Source organism: Candidatus Omnitrophota bacterium (assembly GCA_041650805.1).
Taxonomy (GTDB): Bacteria; Omnitrophota; Gorgyraeia; order 2-01-FULL-45-10; family 2-01-FULL-45-10; genus JBAZKM01.
Window position 1 is genome coordinate 53582 of the sequence record JBAZKM010000001.1, and the last position, 17875, is coordinate 71456.

Annotated in this window: 20 protein-coding genes and 1 tRNA gene; all 21 read left to right on the forward strand. The window is 55.0% G+C overall.

Annotated elements, in window-relative coordinates:
- Position 1: 1 nt before the first annotated feature.
- The 21 genes from rfaE2 to WC515_00470 all read left to right on the forward strand — a co-directional run bounded on the left by rfaE2 (position 2) and on the right by WC515_00470 (position 17810).
- Complete coding sequence (gene rfaE2, locus WC515_00370; protein MFA5145825.1) at positions 2-475, forward strand: D-glycero-beta-D-manno-heptose 1-phosphate adenylyltransferase; 474 nt, start codon at positions 2-4, stop codon at positions 473-475.
- Entirely contained in the window at positions 472-903 is a 432-nt protein-coding gene (locus WC515_00375; protein MFA5145826.1) for a thiamine-phosphate pyrophosphorylase, read from the forward strand. Before rfaE2 ends, WC515_00375 begins: the two co-directional genes overlap by 4 nt.
- The gene (thiE, locus tag WC515_00380; protein MFA5145827.1) at positions 848-1480 is read left to right on the forward strand and encodes a thiamine phosphate synthase; all 633 of its coding nucleotides are present in this window, start codon (positions 848-850) and stop codon (positions 1478-1480) included. The genes WC515_00375 and thiE overlap by 56 nt, the downstream gene beginning before the upstream one ends.
- A 1-nt stretch (position 1481) precedes the next feature.
- On the forward strand, positions 1482-2771 hold the full coding sequence (thiC, locus tag WC515_00385; protein MFA5145828.1) for a phosphomethylpyrimidine synthase ThiC: 1290 nt from the start codon (positions 1482-1484) through the stop codon (positions 2769-2771).
- The gene (locus WC515_00390; GenBank protein MFA5145829.1) at positions 2768-3667 is read left to right on the forward strand and encodes a PfkB family carbohydrate kinase; all 900 of its coding nucleotides are present in this window, start codon (positions 2768-2770) and stop codon (positions 3665-3667) included. Before thiC ends, WC515_00390 begins: the two co-directional genes overlap by 4 nt.
- 21 nt (positions 3668-3688) lie before the next feature.
- Positions 3689-3763, forward strand: a tRNA-Gly gene (locus tag WC515_00395).
- A 29-nt stretch (positions 3764-3792) separates the two neighbouring features.
- On the forward strand, positions 3793-4332 hold the full coding sequence (locus WC515_00400; GenBank protein ID MFA5145830.1) for a M23 family metallopeptidase: 540 nt from the start codon (positions 3793-3795) through the stop codon (positions 4330-4332).
- Between the two features lie 2 nt (positions 4333-4334).
- Positions 4335-5969 (forward strand): ATP-binding protein, encoded by a 1635-nt coding sequence (locus WC515_00405; protein MFA5145831.1) that lies wholly within the window; start codon positions 4335-4337, stop codon positions 5967-5969.
- Positions 5966-6502, forward strand: coding sequence for a metallophosphoesterase family protein (locus tag WC515_00410; protein ID MFA5145832.1), 537 nt, complete (start codon positions 5966-5968; stop codon positions 6500-6502). The genes WC515_00405 and WC515_00410 overlap by 4 nt, the downstream gene beginning before the upstream one ends.
- The gene (locus WC515_00415) at positions 6499-7314 is read left to right on the forward strand and encodes a thymidylate synthase (GenBank protein MFA5145833.1); all 816 of its coding nucleotides are present in this window, start codon (positions 6499-6501) and stop codon (positions 7312-7314) included. Before WC515_00410 ends, WC515_00415 begins: the two co-directional genes overlap by 4 nt.
- Before the next feature lie 10 nt (positions 7315-7324).
- Entirely contained in the window at positions 7325-7804 is a 480-nt protein-coding gene (locus WC515_00420; GenBank protein ID MFA5145834.1) for an HIT domain-containing protein, read from the forward strand.
- Positions 7798-8949: a deoxyguanosinetriphosphate triphosphohydrolase gene (locus WC515_00425; protein MFA5145835.1), complete on the forward strand. Its 1152-nt coding sequence runs from the start codon at positions 7798-7800 to the stop codon at positions 8947-8949. The genes WC515_00420 and WC515_00425 overlap by 7 nt, the downstream gene beginning before the upstream one ends.
- Before the next feature lie 149 nt (positions 8950-9098).
- Complete coding sequence (locus WC515_00430; GenBank protein ID MFA5145836.1) at positions 9099-9662, forward strand: nitroreductase family protein; 564 nt, start codon at positions 9099-9101, stop codon at positions 9660-9662.
- 96 nt (positions 9663-9758) lie between these two features.
- On the forward strand, positions 9759-9962 hold the full coding sequence (locus WC515_00435) for a PspC domain-containing protein (protein ID MFA5145837.1): 204 nt from the start codon (positions 9759-9761) through the stop codon (positions 9960-9962).
- Between the two features lie 29 nt (positions 9963-9991).
- Entirely contained in the window at positions 9992-10306 is a 315-nt protein-coding gene (locus WC515_00440; protein ID MFA5145838.1) for a cupin domain-containing protein, read from the forward strand.
- 152 nt (positions 10307-10458) lie between these two features.
- On the forward strand, positions 10459-11409 hold the full coding sequence (locus WC515_00445; protein MFA5145839.1) for a hypothetical protein: 951 nt from the start codon (positions 10459-10461) through the stop codon (positions 11407-11409).
- A gap of 21 nt (positions 11410-11430) precedes the next feature.
- A complete protein-coding gene (locus tag WC515_00450; protein MFA5145840.1) occupies positions 11431-12144 on the forward strand; it encodes a 16S rRNA (uracil(1498)-N(3))-methyltransferase in 714 nt (237 codons plus the stop codon).
- A gap of 49 nt (positions 12145-12193) precedes the next feature.
- The gene (locus tag WC515_00455; protein MFA5145841.1) at positions 12194-13720 is read left to right on the forward strand and encodes an HD domain-containing phosphohydrolase; all 1527 of its coding nucleotides are present in this window, start codon (positions 12194-12196) and stop codon (positions 13718-13720) included.
- On the forward strand, positions 13704-13976 hold the full coding sequence (locus WC515_00460; protein ID MFA5145842.1) for a hypothetical protein: 273 nt from the start codon (positions 13704-13706) through the stop codon (positions 13974-13976). The genes WC515_00455 and WC515_00460 overlap by 17 nt, the downstream gene beginning before the upstream one ends.
- Before the next feature lie 40 nt (positions 13977-14016).
- A complete protein-coding gene (locus tag WC515_00465) occupies positions 14017-17115 on the forward strand; it encodes an ATP-dependent DNA helicase (protein ID MFA5145843.1) in 3099 nt (1032 codons plus the stop codon).
- Between the two features lie 8 nt (positions 17116-17123).
- The gene (locus WC515_00470; protein MFA5145844.1) at positions 17124-17810 is read left to right on the forward strand and encodes a hypothetical protein; all 687 of its coding nucleotides are present in this window, start codon (positions 17124-17126) and stop codon (positions 17808-17810) included.
- Positions 17811-17875: the final 65 nt, after the last annotated feature.

The following is a 17875-nucleotide window of genomic DNA, read 5'->3' on the forward strand; positions in this document are numbered from 1 at the left end:
GATGAAGACCAAGATCTTGAGCCGGGCCCGCCTCGCAAAGATCATTTCGCGTTCACGGTCCGGAGGGAAGAAGGTCGTCTTTACGAACGGCTGTTTCGACATCCTGCATATCGGGCACGTCACGCTGCTTCAGAAAGCAAGATCCCTGGGCGATATACTGGTAGTGGGGCTGAACAGCGACCTTTCGGTCAAGGCCTTAAAAGGCGACTCCCGCCCGGTAAACAAGGTCAGGGAGAGGGCGGCTGTGCTGGCAGCTCTCGGATGCGTGGACTACGTTACGGTCTTCGGGGAACGCACCCCATACGGCCTGATAAAGCTTCTCAGGCCGGATGTCCTGGTGAAGGGCGGGGATTGGCGGATCAAAGATATAGTGGGCGGCGATATCGTAAAGGCATCGGGAGGCAGGGTCATAGCGATCCCTTTCGTAAAAGGATATTCGACCAGCTCTTTAATAAATAGGATAGCGTCCTTATGAAGAAGGCGGCATACCGCATACTCGATGCGAACCTCAACAGGTGCCGCGAGGGGTTGAGGGTCTGCGAAGAGATAGGGCGGTTCGTCATGAATTCAAAGACGCTTGCGTCAGAACTTAAGCGTGTGCGCCACTCGGTCGCCTCAGCGGCCCGCGGGCTTGGCCCGGGGAGCGCGTTCGCGCTTTCGCGCGATGCCGGAGGAGACGTGGGGCGGCTATCGCGCATAAAGAGCGAGAGGACACGGCATGGTTTTAGCGATATATTCGCTGCGAACCTCCAGAGGGTGAAGGAGTCGCTGAGGGTGCTGGAAGAGTTCGCAAAACTCATCGACGAGAAGAGTTCGCGCAGGTTTGAGGTCCTGAGGTTCAGGGTATATGAGATCGAAAAAAGATCTTTTAAAAGAGTCGCGGCTCTGCGTCATCTTAGATAGAGAGACGCTGAAGGGGAAGGACATTTTAAGGGTTGCGTACGAGGCGGCGCGCGGCGGGGCCGACATGCTGCAGCTGAGGGATAAGACGCCTCTTTCGCATGCCAATATAGATGTTGCCAGACGGCTCAAGAAGATAGCCGCCGGGTTTCGCATACCTTTCATCGTAAATGATAACGCCGCCGTGGCTCTGGCAAGCGGCGCGGATGGGCTTCACATCGGGCGCGGAGATATAAGCGTAAAGCTGGCAAGGCGGTTGATGGGCGCGGCCGCCATACTGGGCGTTTCGGCGCACACCTACGGCGAAGCGGCCCGGGCAAGTCACGATGGGGCGGACTATATCGGCGCGGGACCGGTCTTCAAAACGCCCATCAAGTCGGATATGCGACCCGAGGGGGTAGATGAGATAGTGAAGATGGAACGGTTGAAAGTGCCTGTATTCGCGATAGGCGGGATAGATGCCGGTAATACCCCCTGGCTGGCGGCGCGCGGCATAAGGCGCATAGCGGTGATACGCGCCGTCTGCGCGGCGCACGATGTGCGCGCTATGACAGAGCGGCTTAAAGAGGAGCTATCGTAACATGACACAACTGAAAGCCGCCAGGGCGGGGAAGATCACGGCAGAGATGAAATATGCCGCCAGGGCGGAAAAGACGGACCCGGAACTGCTCAGGCAGAGCGTAGCCGCGGGCCGGACCGTCATACCGAAGAACAGGTCCCGCCGCGTGCGGAAACCGTGCGCCATAGGCGAGCGCCTTACGACAAAAGTAAACGCAAATATAGGCACGTCCAAAGATTCTTCGGATATAGGCCGCGAGATCAGGAAGATGAGAGAGGCGATCGGACTGGGCGCAGACGCCGTGATGGACCTCTCTACCGGCCGCAGTATACGGGAGACCCGCAAGAGGATATTGGCCTCGTCCGAAGTCCCGGTGGGCACGGTCCCCATATATGAGATGGCGATAGAGGTCCTCCGGAAAGGCGGACGCATACAGGATATATCCTTAAAGGATATGCTGGCCGTGCTCGAAACCCAGGCGCGCGATGGGGTGGATTTCTTCACCATACACGCCGGCGTAACGAGGAAGGCGCTGGAGGCGCTGAAGTCCCAGCCCCGCATACTCGATATAGTGAGCAGGGGCGGCGCATTCCTGGCGAAATGGATACTGGCTAACGGCGAAGAGAACCCGTTCTATTCGCACTTCGACGATGTGCTGGACATTGCAGAGGCATACGACGTTACTCTGAGCCTTGGTGACGGGATGCGGCCGGGAAGCATACGGGACGCTACGGACAGCTCGCAGATAGCCGAGCTGGCAACGCTGGGCGAACTTCAGAGGCGCTCTTACGACCGCGGTGTCCAGGTCATGATCGAAGGGCCGGGCCACGTGCCGATACACGAGATAGAGGCCAATATCGTATTGGAGAAGAAGCTATGTAACGGCGCGCCGTTCTATGTATTGGGTCCGCTCGTGACAGATATAGCGCCCGGATACGACCATATAACCGCCGCTATAGGGGGCGCCGTGGCAGGCGCAGCCGGCGCCGATTTTCTCTGTTATGTAACACCCGCCGAACACCTGCGGCTTCCCACGATAGATGATGTAAGGGAAGGGGTAATAGCGACGAAGATAGCCGCGCATGCGGCAGATATCGCCAAGGGGATAGGCGGGGCTCTCGAACGGGATATCGGGATCTCGAAAGCCCGCCGGGCCAGGGACTGGAAGGGACAGTTCGCGCTCGCATTGGACAGCGTAAAACCCAGGGCCTACAGGCGGAGATCAAAACCTGCGACTAGCGATGTATGCACCATGTGCAGCGACTACTGTTCGATAAAGATATCCGAGGAATGTTTCAGGAGAGGGTCATGAGCATATTAGTCATCGGATCGGTAGCCATAGATTCGATCACCACGCCTTTCGGGAAGAATGACGAGGCGCTCGGGGGTTCCGCAACATACTTTTCTATAGCGGCGTCCTTTTTCGATAAGGTGGATATCGTCGCGGTCGTCGGGAAGGACTTTCCTTCGAGATACATAACTCTATTCAAGAACCGCAATATAGGCACAAGCGGCCTGGAGACCGTAAAGGGAAAGACATTCAGGTGGAGCGGCCGGTATGACTATGACCTCAACACTGCGATAACGCTGTCGACACATCTCAATGTCTTTAAGAACTTCAAACCGGACGTACCGCAGCCCCTCCGGAATTCCAAATACCTTTTCCTGGCCAATATAGATCCCGAACTCCAGTACGCCGTCCTGAAACAGGTCAGGTCGCCGCGGTTCGTCGCGTGTGACTCGATGAATTACTGGATATCGACCAAGAAGAGGGCGCTTGAACGTCTGCTGGGAAGCGTCGACGTCCTGCTCCTGAATGACGCAGAGGCGCGCCAGTTCAGCGGCGAGGCGAACCTTTTGAAGGCGGCGCAGCTTATCATATCTTTCGGCCCGAAGGCCGTGGTGATAAAGAAGGGAGAGCACGGCGTGCTTTATTGCTCCAAGAGCTCGCACTTCATCGCGCCGGCCTACCCGCTCGAATCGGTATATGATCCGACGGGGGCCGGGGATACGTTCGCCGGCGGCATGATGGGATACCTGAGCCGGGCATCTTCGATAAGCGAGGCCACCGTCAGGAAGGCCATCATATACGGGAGCATCCTCGCCTCGTTCGTCGTCGAGGACTTCAGCGTCAACCGGCTCCTCGAGCTGTCGATGCACGACATACGCAGGCGGTATGACCATTTTAAGAAGATCACGACATTCTGATGAAAAAGATCGATATATCATGCGGGTGTAACACAACGGCTAGTGTTCCAGCTTCCCAAGCTGGATACGAGGGTTCGACTCCCTTCACCCGCTCCATTGTCGCCGGCGCGGGCGGGGTCCTGATAATGAATGTGATGTTATTGTCGGGGTGCGCTACTACGCCCGGGACGCATACCTCCTCATACACTTCCGGCGGAAAGGTCTCCGGGGCGCCGGTATACCAGTCCGCCAGGCACCCGGAAATATCACGGACCCAGGCGAATATACCGGCAGTGTCACGCGGCCCGTTCTCCTGGCCCATAAAGGGGACCATAGCTTCATCTTTCGGGGAGAATGTCGACCACATAAAGAATAAAGGCCTCGACATACTTGCCCGTGCAGGGAGCGAGGTACGGGCCGCCCGGGCCGGAAAGGTCGTCTTCAAGGACGACAAATTCAAGGGATTCGGTAAGACGGTCATCATAGATCACGGTGACGGGTATCAGACCGTATACGCATATAATTCGCAGGTGCTTGTGAATATCGGCGACCCGATAGCACAGAATGATGTCATAGCGATGGTAGGGACGAGCGGCCGGGCCAAGGTGCCGTGCCTCCACTTCGAGATACGGAAGAACGGCGAGCCGCAGGACCCGTCAGGCCTCCTGCCGAAAGAGAGGATATAAGAATGTTCAGCGAACCTGCGGTAGGGGAACGGTTCTTCGGGCGGAAAGAGGTCCTTGAGATACTGAACAAGAGGGTCTCGGCCCTCAAGGACGGGTACCGTCAGAACGTGGCATTGACCGGCCAGTCGCTCTCGGGGAAATCATCGATACTGCACCACTTCCTGCACACCCTGAGGGAAGAGAATATCGTGCCCGTCTACGTCGAGGTCGTGAAAGAGCCGTTCGGGTCGTTCGCCAATAAATTCATCGCAACGCTGCTCTATAATACGCTCAGGGGTATGGGTGAGGATACCGGCATAGAATTCGACTCTATACTCGAAAAGGCAAAAGAGTCCCTGCCCAGGACGTATGCGGCGTCAAAACATATATTTTCCAATATAGAGCGCGCCAATTTCGACGAGGCATACGCGGCGCTTTTGGGCCTAACATCGGTGCTGAAGGACGAAACGCGGATGTCATGTCTTGTCATCTTCGACGAGTTCGATAACCTCGAGCACCTCGGCATCAAGAACCCTTTCCTCAATTTCGGCAAGGTGATAATGGTCCAGAAGGATACGATGTACATAGTCGCGAGCTCCAGGGGAGAGGCGATCAAGAAGATACTTTCGGAAAAGCTATCTCTCCTTTTCGGGAATTTCGAAGTAGTTACGGTCGCCGGCTTCAGCCGCGCCACGGCATACGACTTCATCGGATCGAAGACGGCCGGGTTCGACATCGACGATATATTGAAGGCGTTCATCCTGGCGTTCACCGGGGGCAACGCCTTTTATCTCGACAAGATCTTATTGCGGGCAAGGGAGAAGGCCGCCGAGCGTATGACGAACCACATAGACGAAGACGCGCTCGGCGCGGCTATACTGGAGCTTATATATGACTCCGGCGGCGTCATCCACCAGTACCTTATGAATTCCCTGCTCGAATTGCTCGATACGAAGAATAAGGATATGTACCTCGCCATACTCCTTTCGATAGCGAACGGACGCAATCGTCAGCTCGAGATCGCACGCTCCGTAAAGACGAAACGCGCCGACGCGGTGAAGCACCTTGCCCGGCTGTCGGAGCTGGGGCTCGTATCGAAATGCGGCGCCTTTTACGCCATAGACGACGTCATCCTCGAATTCTGGCTGAAGCATGTCTACCAGAGGAAACGCAATTTCCTGGTGGGCGGCGCCCTCGACAGGGCCGCCATATTCGCCAGCGACATAAGGGCATATCTTGCCGATTTCAGGAATGAGACCGACAAGAGCGACGCGGCATCGAAGGTAGCCGAGCTCTTTGACTCATTTTCCAATGACCTGGTCTGCCTCGATTCGAGATCGGCGCGGCTGCCGCATTTCACCAGAGTGGAGAAACGGTCTTTCGGCGAGAAGAGGCCTTTCGTCGCAGCATCGGTGCGCGGCAAATACTGGATCGCCCAGCCGTACGGGGACGTGGTGGGCGAGAACGATGTCATCGAGTTCATAAGGAACGCGAAGTCCCTAGGCTGCAAGATATCCAATAAATTGATAATACCTCTCGCGGGTATGGATGAAAATGCCAAGCTCCTGGCGAAAGAGCTGAAGATAGCAATATGGGACCTCGCCACCATAAATACCCTTTTGACCTTTTACGGGAAGAAGAGAATAGTGCTATTATGAACGATAACGCTTCGGGCGCCGGAGGCACAAAGAGGAACGGGAAAGGGATGACCCGGATACTCGTCCTGGCGGACACCCATATACCGCGTTCGGCCCACGACCTGCCGCATGAGATATATGATGTGTTGGATGATATAGACATGATATTCCATGCCGGCGACTTCGTCGAGAAAGAGATATACGAAAAACTGGCAAAATTAAAACCCTTGAAGGCCGTTTACGGCAATATGGACTCGCGCCAGGTCACGGAGAACCTGAACCAGAAGGAGATAGTGCAGGTCGGCAGGTTCAGGATCGGGCTCATACACGGTTACGGCGTCCCGCGCGATATAATAGATACTGTACGCGGAGAGTTCAGGGACGTGCACGCCATCGTCTTCGGCCATTCGCACGAGGCGATAAACATGACAAAGGAGGGGATCCTCTTCTTTAACCCGGGGAGCCCGACCGATAAGGTCTTTGCGGCGTACAATTCATACGGTATCCTTGAGGTAACGGATACGAAGATCGAGGGGAAGATCGTAAAATTATGAAAAATGAGATACCGGTCATAAAGGTGGAGGGGAAGACACTCCCGGAGGCGTGGGAGAAGGCCGTGCGGGCCACGTGGGATGAAGGACTTGAGATACGCACCGAATACGATAAACCGGGCGATCCCGAAAGCAGGGATTCGACGATGATCATGGTTGTGAAAGAACCGATGGCGGAACCGAGGATACACCGCTCTTTCCCGGGTGGCCTGGAGGACCTTGAGATATACAGGCAGGAGGTGGTGGACGGGATCCATGACCACTGGATAAAACCCGAGGAAGGGAAATGGACTTATACTTATCACCAGAGGATATGCTCTTTTCCTATCGAGGGCAGGAAGGTGAACCAGCTCGATTACATAATAAAGAAACTTGCATCGGCCCCGCATTCAAGGAGGGCGCAGGCGATCACCTGGAACCCCGGCATAGATCCCGAGACCGATGATCCGCCGTGTTTACAGCGTATATGGTGCCGTCTCATCGAACAGAGCGGGGAGGGGCGTTATGCCCTGGATATGAATACCCACTGGAGGTCCAGGGACGCCTACAAGGCAAGCTTCATGAATATATTTGCGCTGACCGACCTTCAACGGTCGATAGCGGAGGACATCTCAAGGTCGCTTAAGGCAGAGGTCAGGGTGGGCAGGTACGTCGACATAAGCGACAGCTTCCATATCTACGGGAGCTACGCGGCGGAATTCAGGAACTTCCTGAAGACGGCCGGCGAGAGGTCATTTGCCGACAAGACCTGGACCAGCGATTTCGCCAAACCGTTCTTCGAGGACGCCCGCCTTAAATTGAAGAACGAAACGTGAGGGGGAACGGATGAAAGAGCTCTGGGCACCGTGGAGAAGCAAATATATTTACGCCAGGAAACAGACGCGCTGCATATTCTGCGGCAACAGGACGCGATCGAAGAACGACAGGAAGAGATACATCGTAGCCAGGTCGGAACATTCTTTCGCGATGCTCAACCTCTACCCGTACAATAACGGCCACGTCATGGTCGCCCCATACAGGCACGTTAAGAGCATCGAGTATCTGTCCGGAGAAGAACTGACAGACGTCATGGGGCTCGTCCGTAAGGAGAAGATGCTTCTCGACAGGAAACTGAAACCCCACGGTTACAATATAGGCATGAATATAGGCAGGGTGGGCGGCGCAGGTTTCGACGGCCACGTACACATACATATCGTGCCGCGGTGGACGGGTGATACGAACTTCATGCCCGTGCTTTCCGGCACAAAAGTCGTGGCGGAGTCGCTCGACGTGTTGTACAAACTACTTACCGGGGCAGAATGCTGAAACGGAAAGACCTGGAAAAACGCGAGGATATCCTCGCCCCGTATGCCCAGAAGAGCCGGCTCTCGAAGGGCAGGTTCTACAGGGAACCGGAACACGACTACCGGACCGCCTATCAGCGCGACAGGGACCGCATCATCTATTCCACCGCATTCCGCCGCCTCGAATATAAGACCCAGGTATTCGTGAACCACGAAGGCGACTACTACAGGACGCGCCTCACGCATACGCTGGAGGTCGGCCAGATCGCCAAGTCGATCGCGCGCGCGCTCGGACTGAACGAGGACCTGGTGGAGGCGATAAGCTTCGCCCACGACCTCGGCCATACGCCGTTCGGCCATTCGGGGGAAGATGCCCTCCATGAGCTCATGCGCGATTACGGGGGTTTCGACCATAATACCCAGGGCCTCAGGGTGGTCGACCACCTCGAGGAACGTTATTCCGACTTCCCGGGGCTTAACCTCACATATGAAGTGAGGGAGGGGATCATCAAGCACTCTACGCCGTTCGACAGCCCGCGTCCGGCCATACCGTTCGAATCAAAAGGTTCTCCGATCCTCGAGATACAGGTGGTCGACATCGCGGATGAGATCGCCTACGACAACCATGACCTTGACGACGGGATCACGAGCGGACTGATAAAAGAGAAAGACCTCAGGAAGGTAAAACTATGGACGGAGAAGGACAGGGAGATAAAGCGCCGCTCTCCCCACATAAAGGATGAGGTCCGTAAGTATCAGGTGATACGCGCTATCATAAATGAGCAGGTCACCGACCTTTTGCGCCAGACCGAGCTCAATATAAAGAAGTTCAAGCTCCAGCGGCCGCAGGACACGGTCAGGATACCGGAACGTATCGTGACATTCTCCAAGACGATGCAGGGCCTTCGCGCGCCGATGCGGGAGTTCCTCATGGAAAATCTCTACCAGCATTACCGCGTGGTCAGGATGGCGAACAAGGCCTATCGTTTCATCGCCGACCTCTTCAATGTCTACCTCGATAAGGTCGAACAGCTGCCGCCGACGACCCAGGGCCGGCTCAAGAAAGAGGAGAAGCACCGCGTCGTCTGTGACTACATCGCCGGCATGACGGACCGCTACGCGCTCGATGAGTACAAGAAGTTCTTCGAGCCGTACGAGCGAGTGTAACGTTAATTTCAAATTTCCAATGTCAAATCCCAAATTAATTCCCGATGTCCAATGTCAAATTGGGAATTGGACATTAATTTGACATTTGGAATTGGTCATTTGACATTAACATATCTTTATCCGCTGTTATCTAAGGAAGGGGCTTAATAATGAACCCGACAATCGAGATGATACTGGGGAGGAGGGCGGTGAGGGCGTATGAGGCGAAGCCAATACCGAGAGACGTTATGGAGGAGATAATAAGGGCGGGGAATGCGGCGCCGAGCGGATGCAATGCCCAGGCCTGGAGGTTCGTCGCGGTCGAGGACGCCGAATCCCGGGAACGGCTTGCCGCGCTTGCCCTCCCGCGGTACAAGAAATGGATGGCCGGCGCGTCCGACGGGTTAAAAGAGATGCGCGAGGAGATCGACTCTGTCGTGAAAGACCCCGTATACTACTCGGCGCCTTCCATCGTCTTTGTGATAGGGAGCGGCATGACAGCCGATCTCGACAGCCCTATGGTCTGCCAGAATATGATGCTTGCCGCCAGGTCGTTGGGGGTGGGCAGCTGCTGGGTATACTTCGGGCAACTGGTCCTTGACGACAAAGACGTCAGGGCTGCCCTGGAGTTAAGGGAGGACGAGAAGGTATACGGGCCGATACTGTTCGGATATCCCAAGGACGGCTTCCCCGATTCCCCTCCGAAGAAAGAAGCGACGGTGAAATGGATATAGCTGACCGGAACAGGGAATATCTTCCGTTAATTTCCAATGTCCAATGTCAAATTCCAAATTAATTCCCAATAACCGATTTCAAATCAGGAGGCGGAGATGAAACGGCTTTTTCTTTCCGATACGGACCGTAAGATAGGCGGGGTCTGCGGAGGGCTGGGGGAGTTTTTCGATAAAGACCCGACCATCTTCAGGATCCTATTTGTCATCATAAGCATGCTGTGGGGGTTCGGGATCATCGTATATCTCATAATGTGGCTTATCATCCCGAGGAAGCCGAAGGGTGCGTCTCCGGAAAAATAGGTAGTAGAAAAAAATAAAATAGGGATGAGATGATAAAGGCGAAGGCGGGGAAGTTAGCGGCTGAGGCGGCTTACCAGAAAAATTCTATTGTCAGCCGCGAGATCATCAATAAGAAGACGGGGACCGTTACCGTCTTCGCGTTCGATAAGGACGAAGGGCTGAGCGAACACACGGCGCCTTTCGATGCGCTTATTTATATACTGGACGGCGAGGCGAGGGTTTTCATCTCCGGCAGGGCGCATCGGGTAAAGAAGGACGAGGCGATCATAATGCCGGCAAATAGACCCCATTCCCTGAAGGCGCTGAAAAGATTCAAGATGCTCTTGATCATGATAAGATCGTAGGAATGCGCTAGGAGAAGAGACAATATGCAGATCTTTGGTATAGTAAGCACGCTTTTGTTCACACTTTGTTTCATCCGGTCTTCTCCTGTCCTTTGTTACATTTACGCTGATCGTTTATTACAGAAAATGATAAAGACAAGGACATCTTTTTCATGAAGATATCATTCGATAACCATCGGATCTCCGCCGGACCTCTCAATATTTTACAACACATATATTATGCTCCTAACCATTACGGTCTTTCTGTAAGACAGACCACCGGGATGCATCAGGACTACTGGTCCAAGGAGTTGCCGAAGCTTTTAAAAAATGCAAAAGATAGAAGCGATTTACTGAATCGGCTCATCAAAGAACTTGAGCATTTAGGCGCAAGAGCCGAAGAGCGCCGGGCCAGACAACGGGAACAGATCCACGGAGGGAAATGGGCTGAAAAAGAGATAGTGCTAAATGCGGAGCTCCTGGCCGTGCTTTCGGCCCTGCCCGATACCTTGCTCGGAAGTTTTTTTACGCGCCTTACCGGAGCGCGCGACTTCCCGAAAAGATGCCGGGTTGTAGATCTTAAGCTTAAAAAAGAGCGCGATGGCGAAGATACGGATTTTGTAGAACCGGATCTACTTATATTGGGCGAAGACACCTTGCTCATGATAGAGATAAAGAGTCGCGGCGGGAAGACAAGCTCCCGCAGTTATCCTCCCTTGCAGCTTCTCAATTATATGAGGCTTATAATAGAGTGCCGCAAGACGGAAGATGATAAGCTGCCTTCCAGGTTTGGGCACCTTATACTGATGCCGTCATTGGACCTGAAGTGGTTGGAGCAGCATGAGAAATGGGTCATGGGGATCGACAAAGACAATGAGAGGAAACTTCGGGTAAATGCGAATGCGTCTCTTGTATTCGGTGATACATATGTGAAGAAGCATAGAGGTGAATTTTATAATACCTTGAAAAGCACACCCATTTATTACCGATCGTGGGACGAGCTTGCCGATGCATTTCAACAGGAAATACAAGCTGCCACAAAGGACCCTTATCATAAACATTGGGAAAGGGTAGGGGCAGAATTACTGGAGATGGCAAATAAAGCCGGTATGTATAAGCAGTAAAGTGACTGTTCCTAATATGAGATGAACCTTATCCTTCTCTCCAAAGACGACTTTATCGATCCCGGCAGGCGCGTCCGCCTTACGGGGAGGCGCCACAAGCATATCCGCGAAATACTTAAATCATCGATCGGTGACGAACTTTGTGTGGGCCTCCTGGGTGACAGGATAGGCAAGGGGCGAGTTCTCGCGATCGACGATAAGGCGGTCGAGATGGAGATATCCCTCGAGACCGACCCGCCCCGGCCGGTACCTATCACCCTCGTCCTCGCCCTGCCGCGGCCCATCGTCTTAAAAAGAGTCCTCAGCCACGTGACGGCCCTCGGCATAAAGAAGATAATACTCATACAGACAGAGAGGGTAGAGAAGAGCTACTGGAATAGCCCGGCACTCAAGGAAGAGAGCATACGGACGCAACTTATGCTCGGGCTTGAACAGGCCAAAGATACTATCATGCCTGAAGTCCTATGCCGTACGAAGTTCAAGCCGTTCGCCGAAGACGAACTTCCCAGCCTGATAAGAGGTACGCGCGCCTTCCTTGCCGATCCCGAGGCAGAGGAGGCGGCCCCCTGCGGAAATGCGACCCCCGCCACCCTTGTGATAGGTACGGAAGGCGGCTTCCTGCCTAATGAAGCCGCGCTCCTTAAGAGAGCCGGATGCGAAAGCGTCCGTTTCGGCAAACGCATCCTGCGCGTAGAGACGGCCGTAATAGCGGCCATAGCGCGCCTGGCGCCTTGACCCTTTAAACTATTGACAACTCGCGCGACGAGGATTATAATCAGGGTCAATGGCAGAAGAGATCAAGGAAGGAGAATACAGGCAGGAGCTGTTCGAGCGGCTCAAGAAGAGCATCAGCCTGAAGAAGGAAGAGGAGTGCTTCGGCGTCTGTATAAAGCCTGCCCTCTGGTGGATCATCGACAGGCCGCACCCCAAAGAGATCGACCTCGAGCGCGCCATCTACCCCAATTGCCCCCACCTGAAGAAGTCGAGATCCTCCAGGAGGAAACGCTGTCTCGGCGACCTCGCCTCGGCCGTAAAGAACGCCACATCGACGAAGGCGGTGGCCAAGTTCGAGTGCGGGGAGGGGCTTCACGGGTTCGTATATCCCATCTTCCAGGGTGAAAAGCTTTACGGCTACATAGGCGCCTGCTATGCGAAAAGGGAGATCTCTCCCTCTATCCTCAATATCTTTGCCGCCTTCACCGATACGATCATAAAAGAGATACAGAAAGAGCTCGAGCTCTCCAAACTATACGAAACGATACGCCCGCGCGCGATAGCGCTGTCGACCGTCCACACCGTGCACCGGCTCATAAGCTCGACTCTCGACCTGAACGAGCTCCTCCCGCGCATAGCGCGGCTCTCCCTGCAGATAATGCGCGCGAACCGCTGTTCCATAAAACTTGTCGACTCTACCAGGCGGGTCCTCCTCCCGAAGGTGACCATAGACCTCAGGAAGAAGACGACGAAACTTAAGAAGGTCAGGGTCGGCCGGTACGCCCCCGGCAAGGCGGTGAAGTTCGGCAGGCCCATCCGCGGAGCTAATTACATATCGGTACCTCTCATCGACGAGGATGTCATAGGTGTAGTCACGCTATACGACAAGATCGACACAAAGCCGTTCTCGGCCTTCGACCAGGAGATAATGGCGACCCTTGCCGAGCAGGCGGTAATAGCCATAAAGAACGCGCAATTATATAAAGAGCAGGAGAAGCTCACCATGGGCAGCATACGGTCGCTCGCGACGATCCTCGATTCGCGCGCGCCCGGCACCTTCGTGCCCCGCGCGTCGTTCCTGAAGATCGTCATCGCCATGGGGCAGGAGCTCCGGATGGATAACGGCGAGCTGAAGAGCCTGGAATACGCCGCCCTGCTGCACGATGCCGGCCAGATAGCCCTCCCCGACGAGGTCCTCTCCAAACCGGACAAGCTCACAGGCGCCGAATACGACATGGTCAAGGCGCACCCGGCGCACAGTGTCGAGATCATACGCCACATGAAGGCCCTCAAGACCGTCATACCCATCATACTCTACCATCACGAAAATTACGACGGCTCGGGATATCCGAAACACCTGAAGAAGGAACAGATACCTCTCGGCGCGAGGATAATGGCCATCATAGACGCCTTTGAGGCGATGATAACGAAGAGGCCTTACCGGGAGCCGAAGAGCATAGATGCGGCGATAGAAGAGATAAGGCACAACGCCGGGACGCAGTTCGACCCGAAGATCGTGGACCTCTTCCTTAAGGTGATGAAACGGAGGGATATAAGGCAGACGCTGGAAAGGGAGCTATATGAAAAAAATAGATGATCTCGCAAAATCCGATATTCATATGAAGATACTGGCTTTCTTTCACGAGAATCAGGCCTCGATAGACACCCCGCGCGGCGTCGCCACCTGGATCAGGGAGGACAGGGCCAAGGTCAAACGGGCCCTCGAAGACCTCGTATCGCTCAAGGTCCTGGTCGCCCATAGGGCCACTTCGACTACCGGGTACGGGTATACGAGCTCGAATACGATAATATCCAAGGTCGGGCGCCTCCTCGGGAAGAGGAAGACATCCTGAAGACATAGCTCTCCGAAGGACCCGCCATCCGATCAACCATATGAAAGATTATACAAGAGCGTATGATGAATTGAACGACCGGCAGAAGCTGGCCGTGGACACGGTCGACGGCCCGGTCCTCGTGCTCGCAGGTCCGGGCACGGGGAAGACACAGCTCCTGTCGATACGCGCGGCCGCCATTCTCAAAAAGAGGAAAGCGGCGCCGGAGAATATCCTGGTAGTCACGTACACGAACTCCGCGGCGAAGGCGATGAAAGAGCGCCTGGCCTCCGTAATAGGGGAAGAGGGCTACAATATAGAGGTCGGGACGTTCCACGCGTTCGCCAATTCCATCATACAGGACTCGGAAGAGGCCGCAAATTACACCGGCGACAAGATACAGATGAGCGAGATAGAGCAGGTCCGCGCCGTCGAGTATGCCCTCGACCACGCTAAAGGCGTTGACGAGATACGCCCATTCCGCGCCCCGTACATGTACACCGGCGAGGTCCTGCAGAAGATAGGGGAGCTGAAGAGGGACGGCATCACGCCCGGCGGATTCGCGGCATATATGAAGAGGAAGTCCGCCGGCGGCACCGCGGCCATGGACGAGAAGTACGTAAAGCGGCTCCATGCCTTCGGCAGGGTCTACGCCATGTACGAGGACCTGAAGAGCGGAACGAACAAGGATGTATTCGATGAGCGCGGACGGTATGATTTTGACGACATGATCCTCTTTGCCACGGAGGCGCTTAAAAAGGAGGAGGGGCTTCGCGAACGGTACCGGTCGCTCTACCGTTATGTGATGGTCGATGAGTACCAGGACACTAACGGCGCCCAGATGGACCTCCTGTTCACGCTGCTCGATTATAAGGACCCTAACCTCTGCTGCGTCGGTGATGATGACCAATCGATATACCGTTTCCAGGGCGCGAGTATCGCAAACTTCAAACTGCTCCATGACCGGTTCCGCGGCATCAGGGAGATACATTTAAAGGACAATTACCGCTCGGCCCAGGAATTGATCAAGATCTCCGACAGCATAATCCGCCTGATACCGGCCGAAGAGCGGGTGACGGAGAAGTCGCTCGCGGCGGTGCGGAGTTACGCGGGTAAAGAGATAGAGTTCAGGGAATTCACCACGGAGAGCGAAGAGCTCGTATATATCATCGACAAGATACGCGAGCTCAGGGAGAAGATAGAGCGCGACAGGTCCATACCGGAGGAGGAGCGTTCGCATCCGTACAACAACATCGCGATCCTCGTGAGGAAGCGCAAGAACATACTTACCGTGATAGACGCGCTCCTGGGCGCAGGCATCCCTTATGCCACGGACGGCAAAGAGGATATAAGCGGGGAGAAGCGCGTAAGGCAGCTTCTCGATATCCTGGAGCTGGCCTCGGCCGACCCGTCCAATATCGAAACTAAAGACCTGGACCTGTACAGGGTCCTCATCGCCGATTATTTTGAGATACCGCACGCGGACCTGCTGAGGTTCATAGGACACGTGAACGCCGGGAAAGCAAAAGACCGCACCGTCTCGATACTCTCCGCCTTTCTGGAATATCCTTTCGGCGCGAAAGACGAGATCAGGTTCACGGACCCGAAGAAGATGATCTTCGCCCGGGAGGCCGTGAAACGCCTGCTCGGCGATGCCCGCTCAAGGCCGGTCCACGAGATACTGCTCTCTTTCATAAAAGACGCCGGGATATTCAGGTTCATACTGGAGAAATACGCCGACAACGGTGTCATGAAGATCCGGGAGCTTAGGGCGCTCAGCTCTTTCATAAATATGGTCAAGAGGTCGGACCTCGCAAACCCCGGCGTACGGCTGGACGATTTCATGTCCGAGCTGAAGACGCGCAAGGACCATGGGATGCCGATACAGGGGTCGCTCGTCACCATGACGCAGGACGGGGTCAGGGTATTCACCGCGCACGGCTCTAAAGGGCAGGAGTTCCGTTCGGTCATAATACCCTTCTGCATACACGATAAGAACTGGCCCATCAGGCAGCCCGTAGAAAAGATACCCCTGCCGGCGGGGCTCTTCCGGGCCAGAGAGAAGGCGAAGGACAAGGATCTCCTTAAGAAACTTTTCCTCTACGATGAGACACGCCTCTTTTACGTCGCCATAACGAGGGCAAGATCCAACCTCATATTCACCTCGAGCCCGGCCGAGGGGTCCGTATCGAGCCCCTACGTCACCCACCTGGACATAGCATCGGCATATCCGGACATCCTCCCGGAAGAGGAGGTCATGGCCAGGTCCCTCTCGGTGACCGACCTTGAGGACCCGTTCATCGGAACGGAGGCGGTATTGAAAGATATGATATCCAATATGACCCTGAACCCCACGCGCCTGAATAATTACATACGATGCAGGCGGAAATTCCTCTACACGGATGTGCTCAAGCTCCCCGGGACCAAAAAGAAGAGCCTGGTATTCGGTAACTGCGTGCACAAGGGGCTCGAGGAGACGTATGCGCAGTACATGAAGACCGGACGTTTCCCGCCGTTCAATTTTTTCTTCACGGTATTCAGGCGCGAGCTGAAATTCCAGGGCGTAGATAAGGCCATAGAGCTGCACTGCCTGGGCGAGGGGCAGATAGACAAATTGAAGGGATGGTTCGCCATCGCCTCGCGAAACCCGGTCATGCCCATCGGGCTTGAACGGAAGCTGGCGGTGACTGTGGGCGACGGCATCATCTTCACCGGAAAGTACGACAGGATGGAGTGGGAGGACGAAGCCGGGCGTCTGGTGAGAATAGTCGATTACAAGACGGGGAAGCCGGACGACCACCTCAAGTCGCTCGAGAACGGCGAGGACCTCGCCAGTGACGCGTGCGAAGGGTACCTCCGCCAGCTCGTCGCGTACCGTATGCTTTTCGAGAAGGATAAAAAGGAGTCCGGGCCCATGCGCGCAAGGGCGGGTGTGCTGGTATTCATCGAGCCCATAAACGCGGACATGCGACGTCTCGGATACAAAAAGGGCGATTATGTATCGAAACGCATCGAGATAACGGACGAGATGGTCGCGCGGCTGGAAGAGGTGATAAAAGAGGTGTGGGCGAATATAAAAGACCTGCAGTTCGAGAAGCTGAAAGAACGCGACGAGAAGAAGTGCGGGAATTGCGATTTTGACACGGTATGCTGGAGGTAGGAACGGGTATGGGTAAAAGAACGCGTTACATAGCCGCCGCGGCCGTCTTGGCGCTCGCGGCGGTATTATATATATTCGCGGCCGATATCATGGTCCGCGCCTTCGCGGCGGCCAACGGTCTCGACATCGCATACAAGGACGCCGGGAACGTATGGTTCACAAGATTCGTCTTCGCCGACCTGAGGGTCGCGGAGAGGAAGAGCGGTGTCGGTTTCTCCGCAGAGGCCGCGGATATCAGGATACGGTTGAGAAAGGGATCGATCTCGGCAGACTTCAACTTTCGCGGCGTGCGGCTGATACGGGAGAAGGGGGCAAGGGAAAGTTCGTACGACAGTATTGACGGGCTGGTGGCCTCTCCGTTCGCGTCCAGCTGGAAGTACGAGACGATCTCCGGCACCGCTGAACGGAGAGAGGACGGGCTCATCCTGAAAGATGTGCGGGCCGTAAGCGACGATATAAGGCTCTCCGTCAACGGCGCATTACATAAAGATGCCACCGTGGACGCCGATATCATGATATATTTTTCCCCGAATATCACCCGCAAGGTCCCCGAAGAGCTCACAAAAGTCGTCCTGACCGATGAGCCTGAGGGCTGGAAGAGTATATCGGTAAAACTTAACGGTAATTACCTGGCCCCATCGATCCAGCTCTCGAGCAAACTGTTCCGGCTCAACATCCGCAGCGTCTCGCCATAGCTATACAATTGCAATTTATAATGCGTTATGTTATAATTCCATCCTGTCAATGATAAGGGTGAGAG

Excerpts from the sequence above, each read along its gene's own strand:
- rfaE2 (MFA5145825.1), top strand. The coding sequence starts at position 2 with ATGAAGACCAAGATCTTGAGCCGGGCCCGCCTCGCAAAGATCATTTCG.
- WC515_00375 (MFA5145826.1), top strand. The coding sequence starts at position 472 with ATGAAGAAGGCGGCATACCGCATACTCGATGCGAACCTCAACAGGTGC.
- thiE (MFA5145827.1), top strand. The coding sequence starts at position 848 with ATGAGATCGAAAAAAGATCTTTTAAAAGAGTCGCGGCTCTGCGTCATC.
- thiC (MFA5145828.1), top strand. The coding sequence starts at position 1,482 with ATGACACAACTGAAAGCCGCCAGGGCGGGGAAGATCACGGCAGAGATG.
- WC515_00390 (MFA5145829.1), top strand. The coding sequence starts at position 2,768 with ATGAGCATATTAGTCATCGGATCGGTAGCCATAGATTCGATCACCACG.
- WC515_00400 (MFA5145830.1), top strand. The coding sequence starts at position 3,793 with ATGAATGTGATGTTATTGTCGGGGTGCGCTACTACGCCCGGGACGCAT.
- WC515_00405 (MFA5145831.1), top strand. The coding sequence starts at position 4,335 with ATGTTCAGCGAACCTGCGGTAGGGGAACGGTTCTTCGGGCGGAAAGAG.
- WC515_00410 (MFA5145832.1), top strand. The coding sequence starts at position 5,966 with ATGAACGATAACGCTTCGGGCGCCGGAGGCACAAAGAGGAACGGGAAA.
- WC515_00415 (MFA5145833.1), top strand. The coding sequence starts at position 6,499 with ATGAAAAATGAGATACCGGTCATAAAGGTGGAGGGGAAGACACTCCCG.
- WC515_00420 (MFA5145834.1), top strand. The coding sequence starts at position 7,325 with ATGAAAGAGCTCTGGGCACCGTGGAGAAGCAAATATATTTACGCCAGG.
- WC515_00425 (MFA5145835.1), top strand. The coding sequence starts at position 7,798 with ATGCTGAAACGGAAAGACCTGGAAAAACGCGAGGATATCCTCGCCCCG.
- WC515_00430 (MFA5145836.1), top strand. The coding sequence starts at position 9,099 with ATGAACCCGACAATCGAGATGATACTGGGGAGGAGGGCGGTGAGGGCG.
- WC515_00435 (MFA5145837.1), top strand. The coding sequence starts at position 9,759 with ATGAAACGGCTTTTTCTTTCCGATACGGACCGTAAGATAGGCGGGGTC.
- WC515_00440 (MFA5145838.1), top strand. The coding sequence starts at position 9,992 with ATGATAAAGGCGAAGGCGGGGAAGTTAGCGGCTGAGGCGGCTTACCAG.
- WC515_00445 (MFA5145839.1), top strand. The coding sequence starts at position 10,459 with ATGAAGATATCATTCGATAACCATCGGATCTCCGCCGGACCTCTCAAT.
- WC515_00450 (MFA5145840.1), top strand. The coding sequence starts at position 11,431 with ATGAACCTTATCCTTCTCTCCAAAGACGACTTTATCGATCCCGGCAGG.
- WC515_00455 (MFA5145841.1), top strand. The coding sequence starts at position 12,194 with ATGGCAGAAGAGATCAAGGAAGGAGAATACAGGCAGGAGCTGTTCGAG.
- WC515_00460 (MFA5145842.1), top strand. The coding sequence starts at position 13,704 with ATGAAAAAAATAGATGATCTCGCAAAATCCGATATTCATATGAAGATA.
- WC515_00465 (MFA5145843.1), top strand. The coding sequence starts at position 14,017 with ATGAAAGATTATACAAGAGCGTATGATGAATTGAACGACCGGCAGAAG.
- WC515_00470 (MFA5145844.1), top strand. The coding sequence starts at position 17,124 with ATGGGTAAAAGAACGCGTTACATAGCCGCCGCGGCCGTCTTGGCGCTC.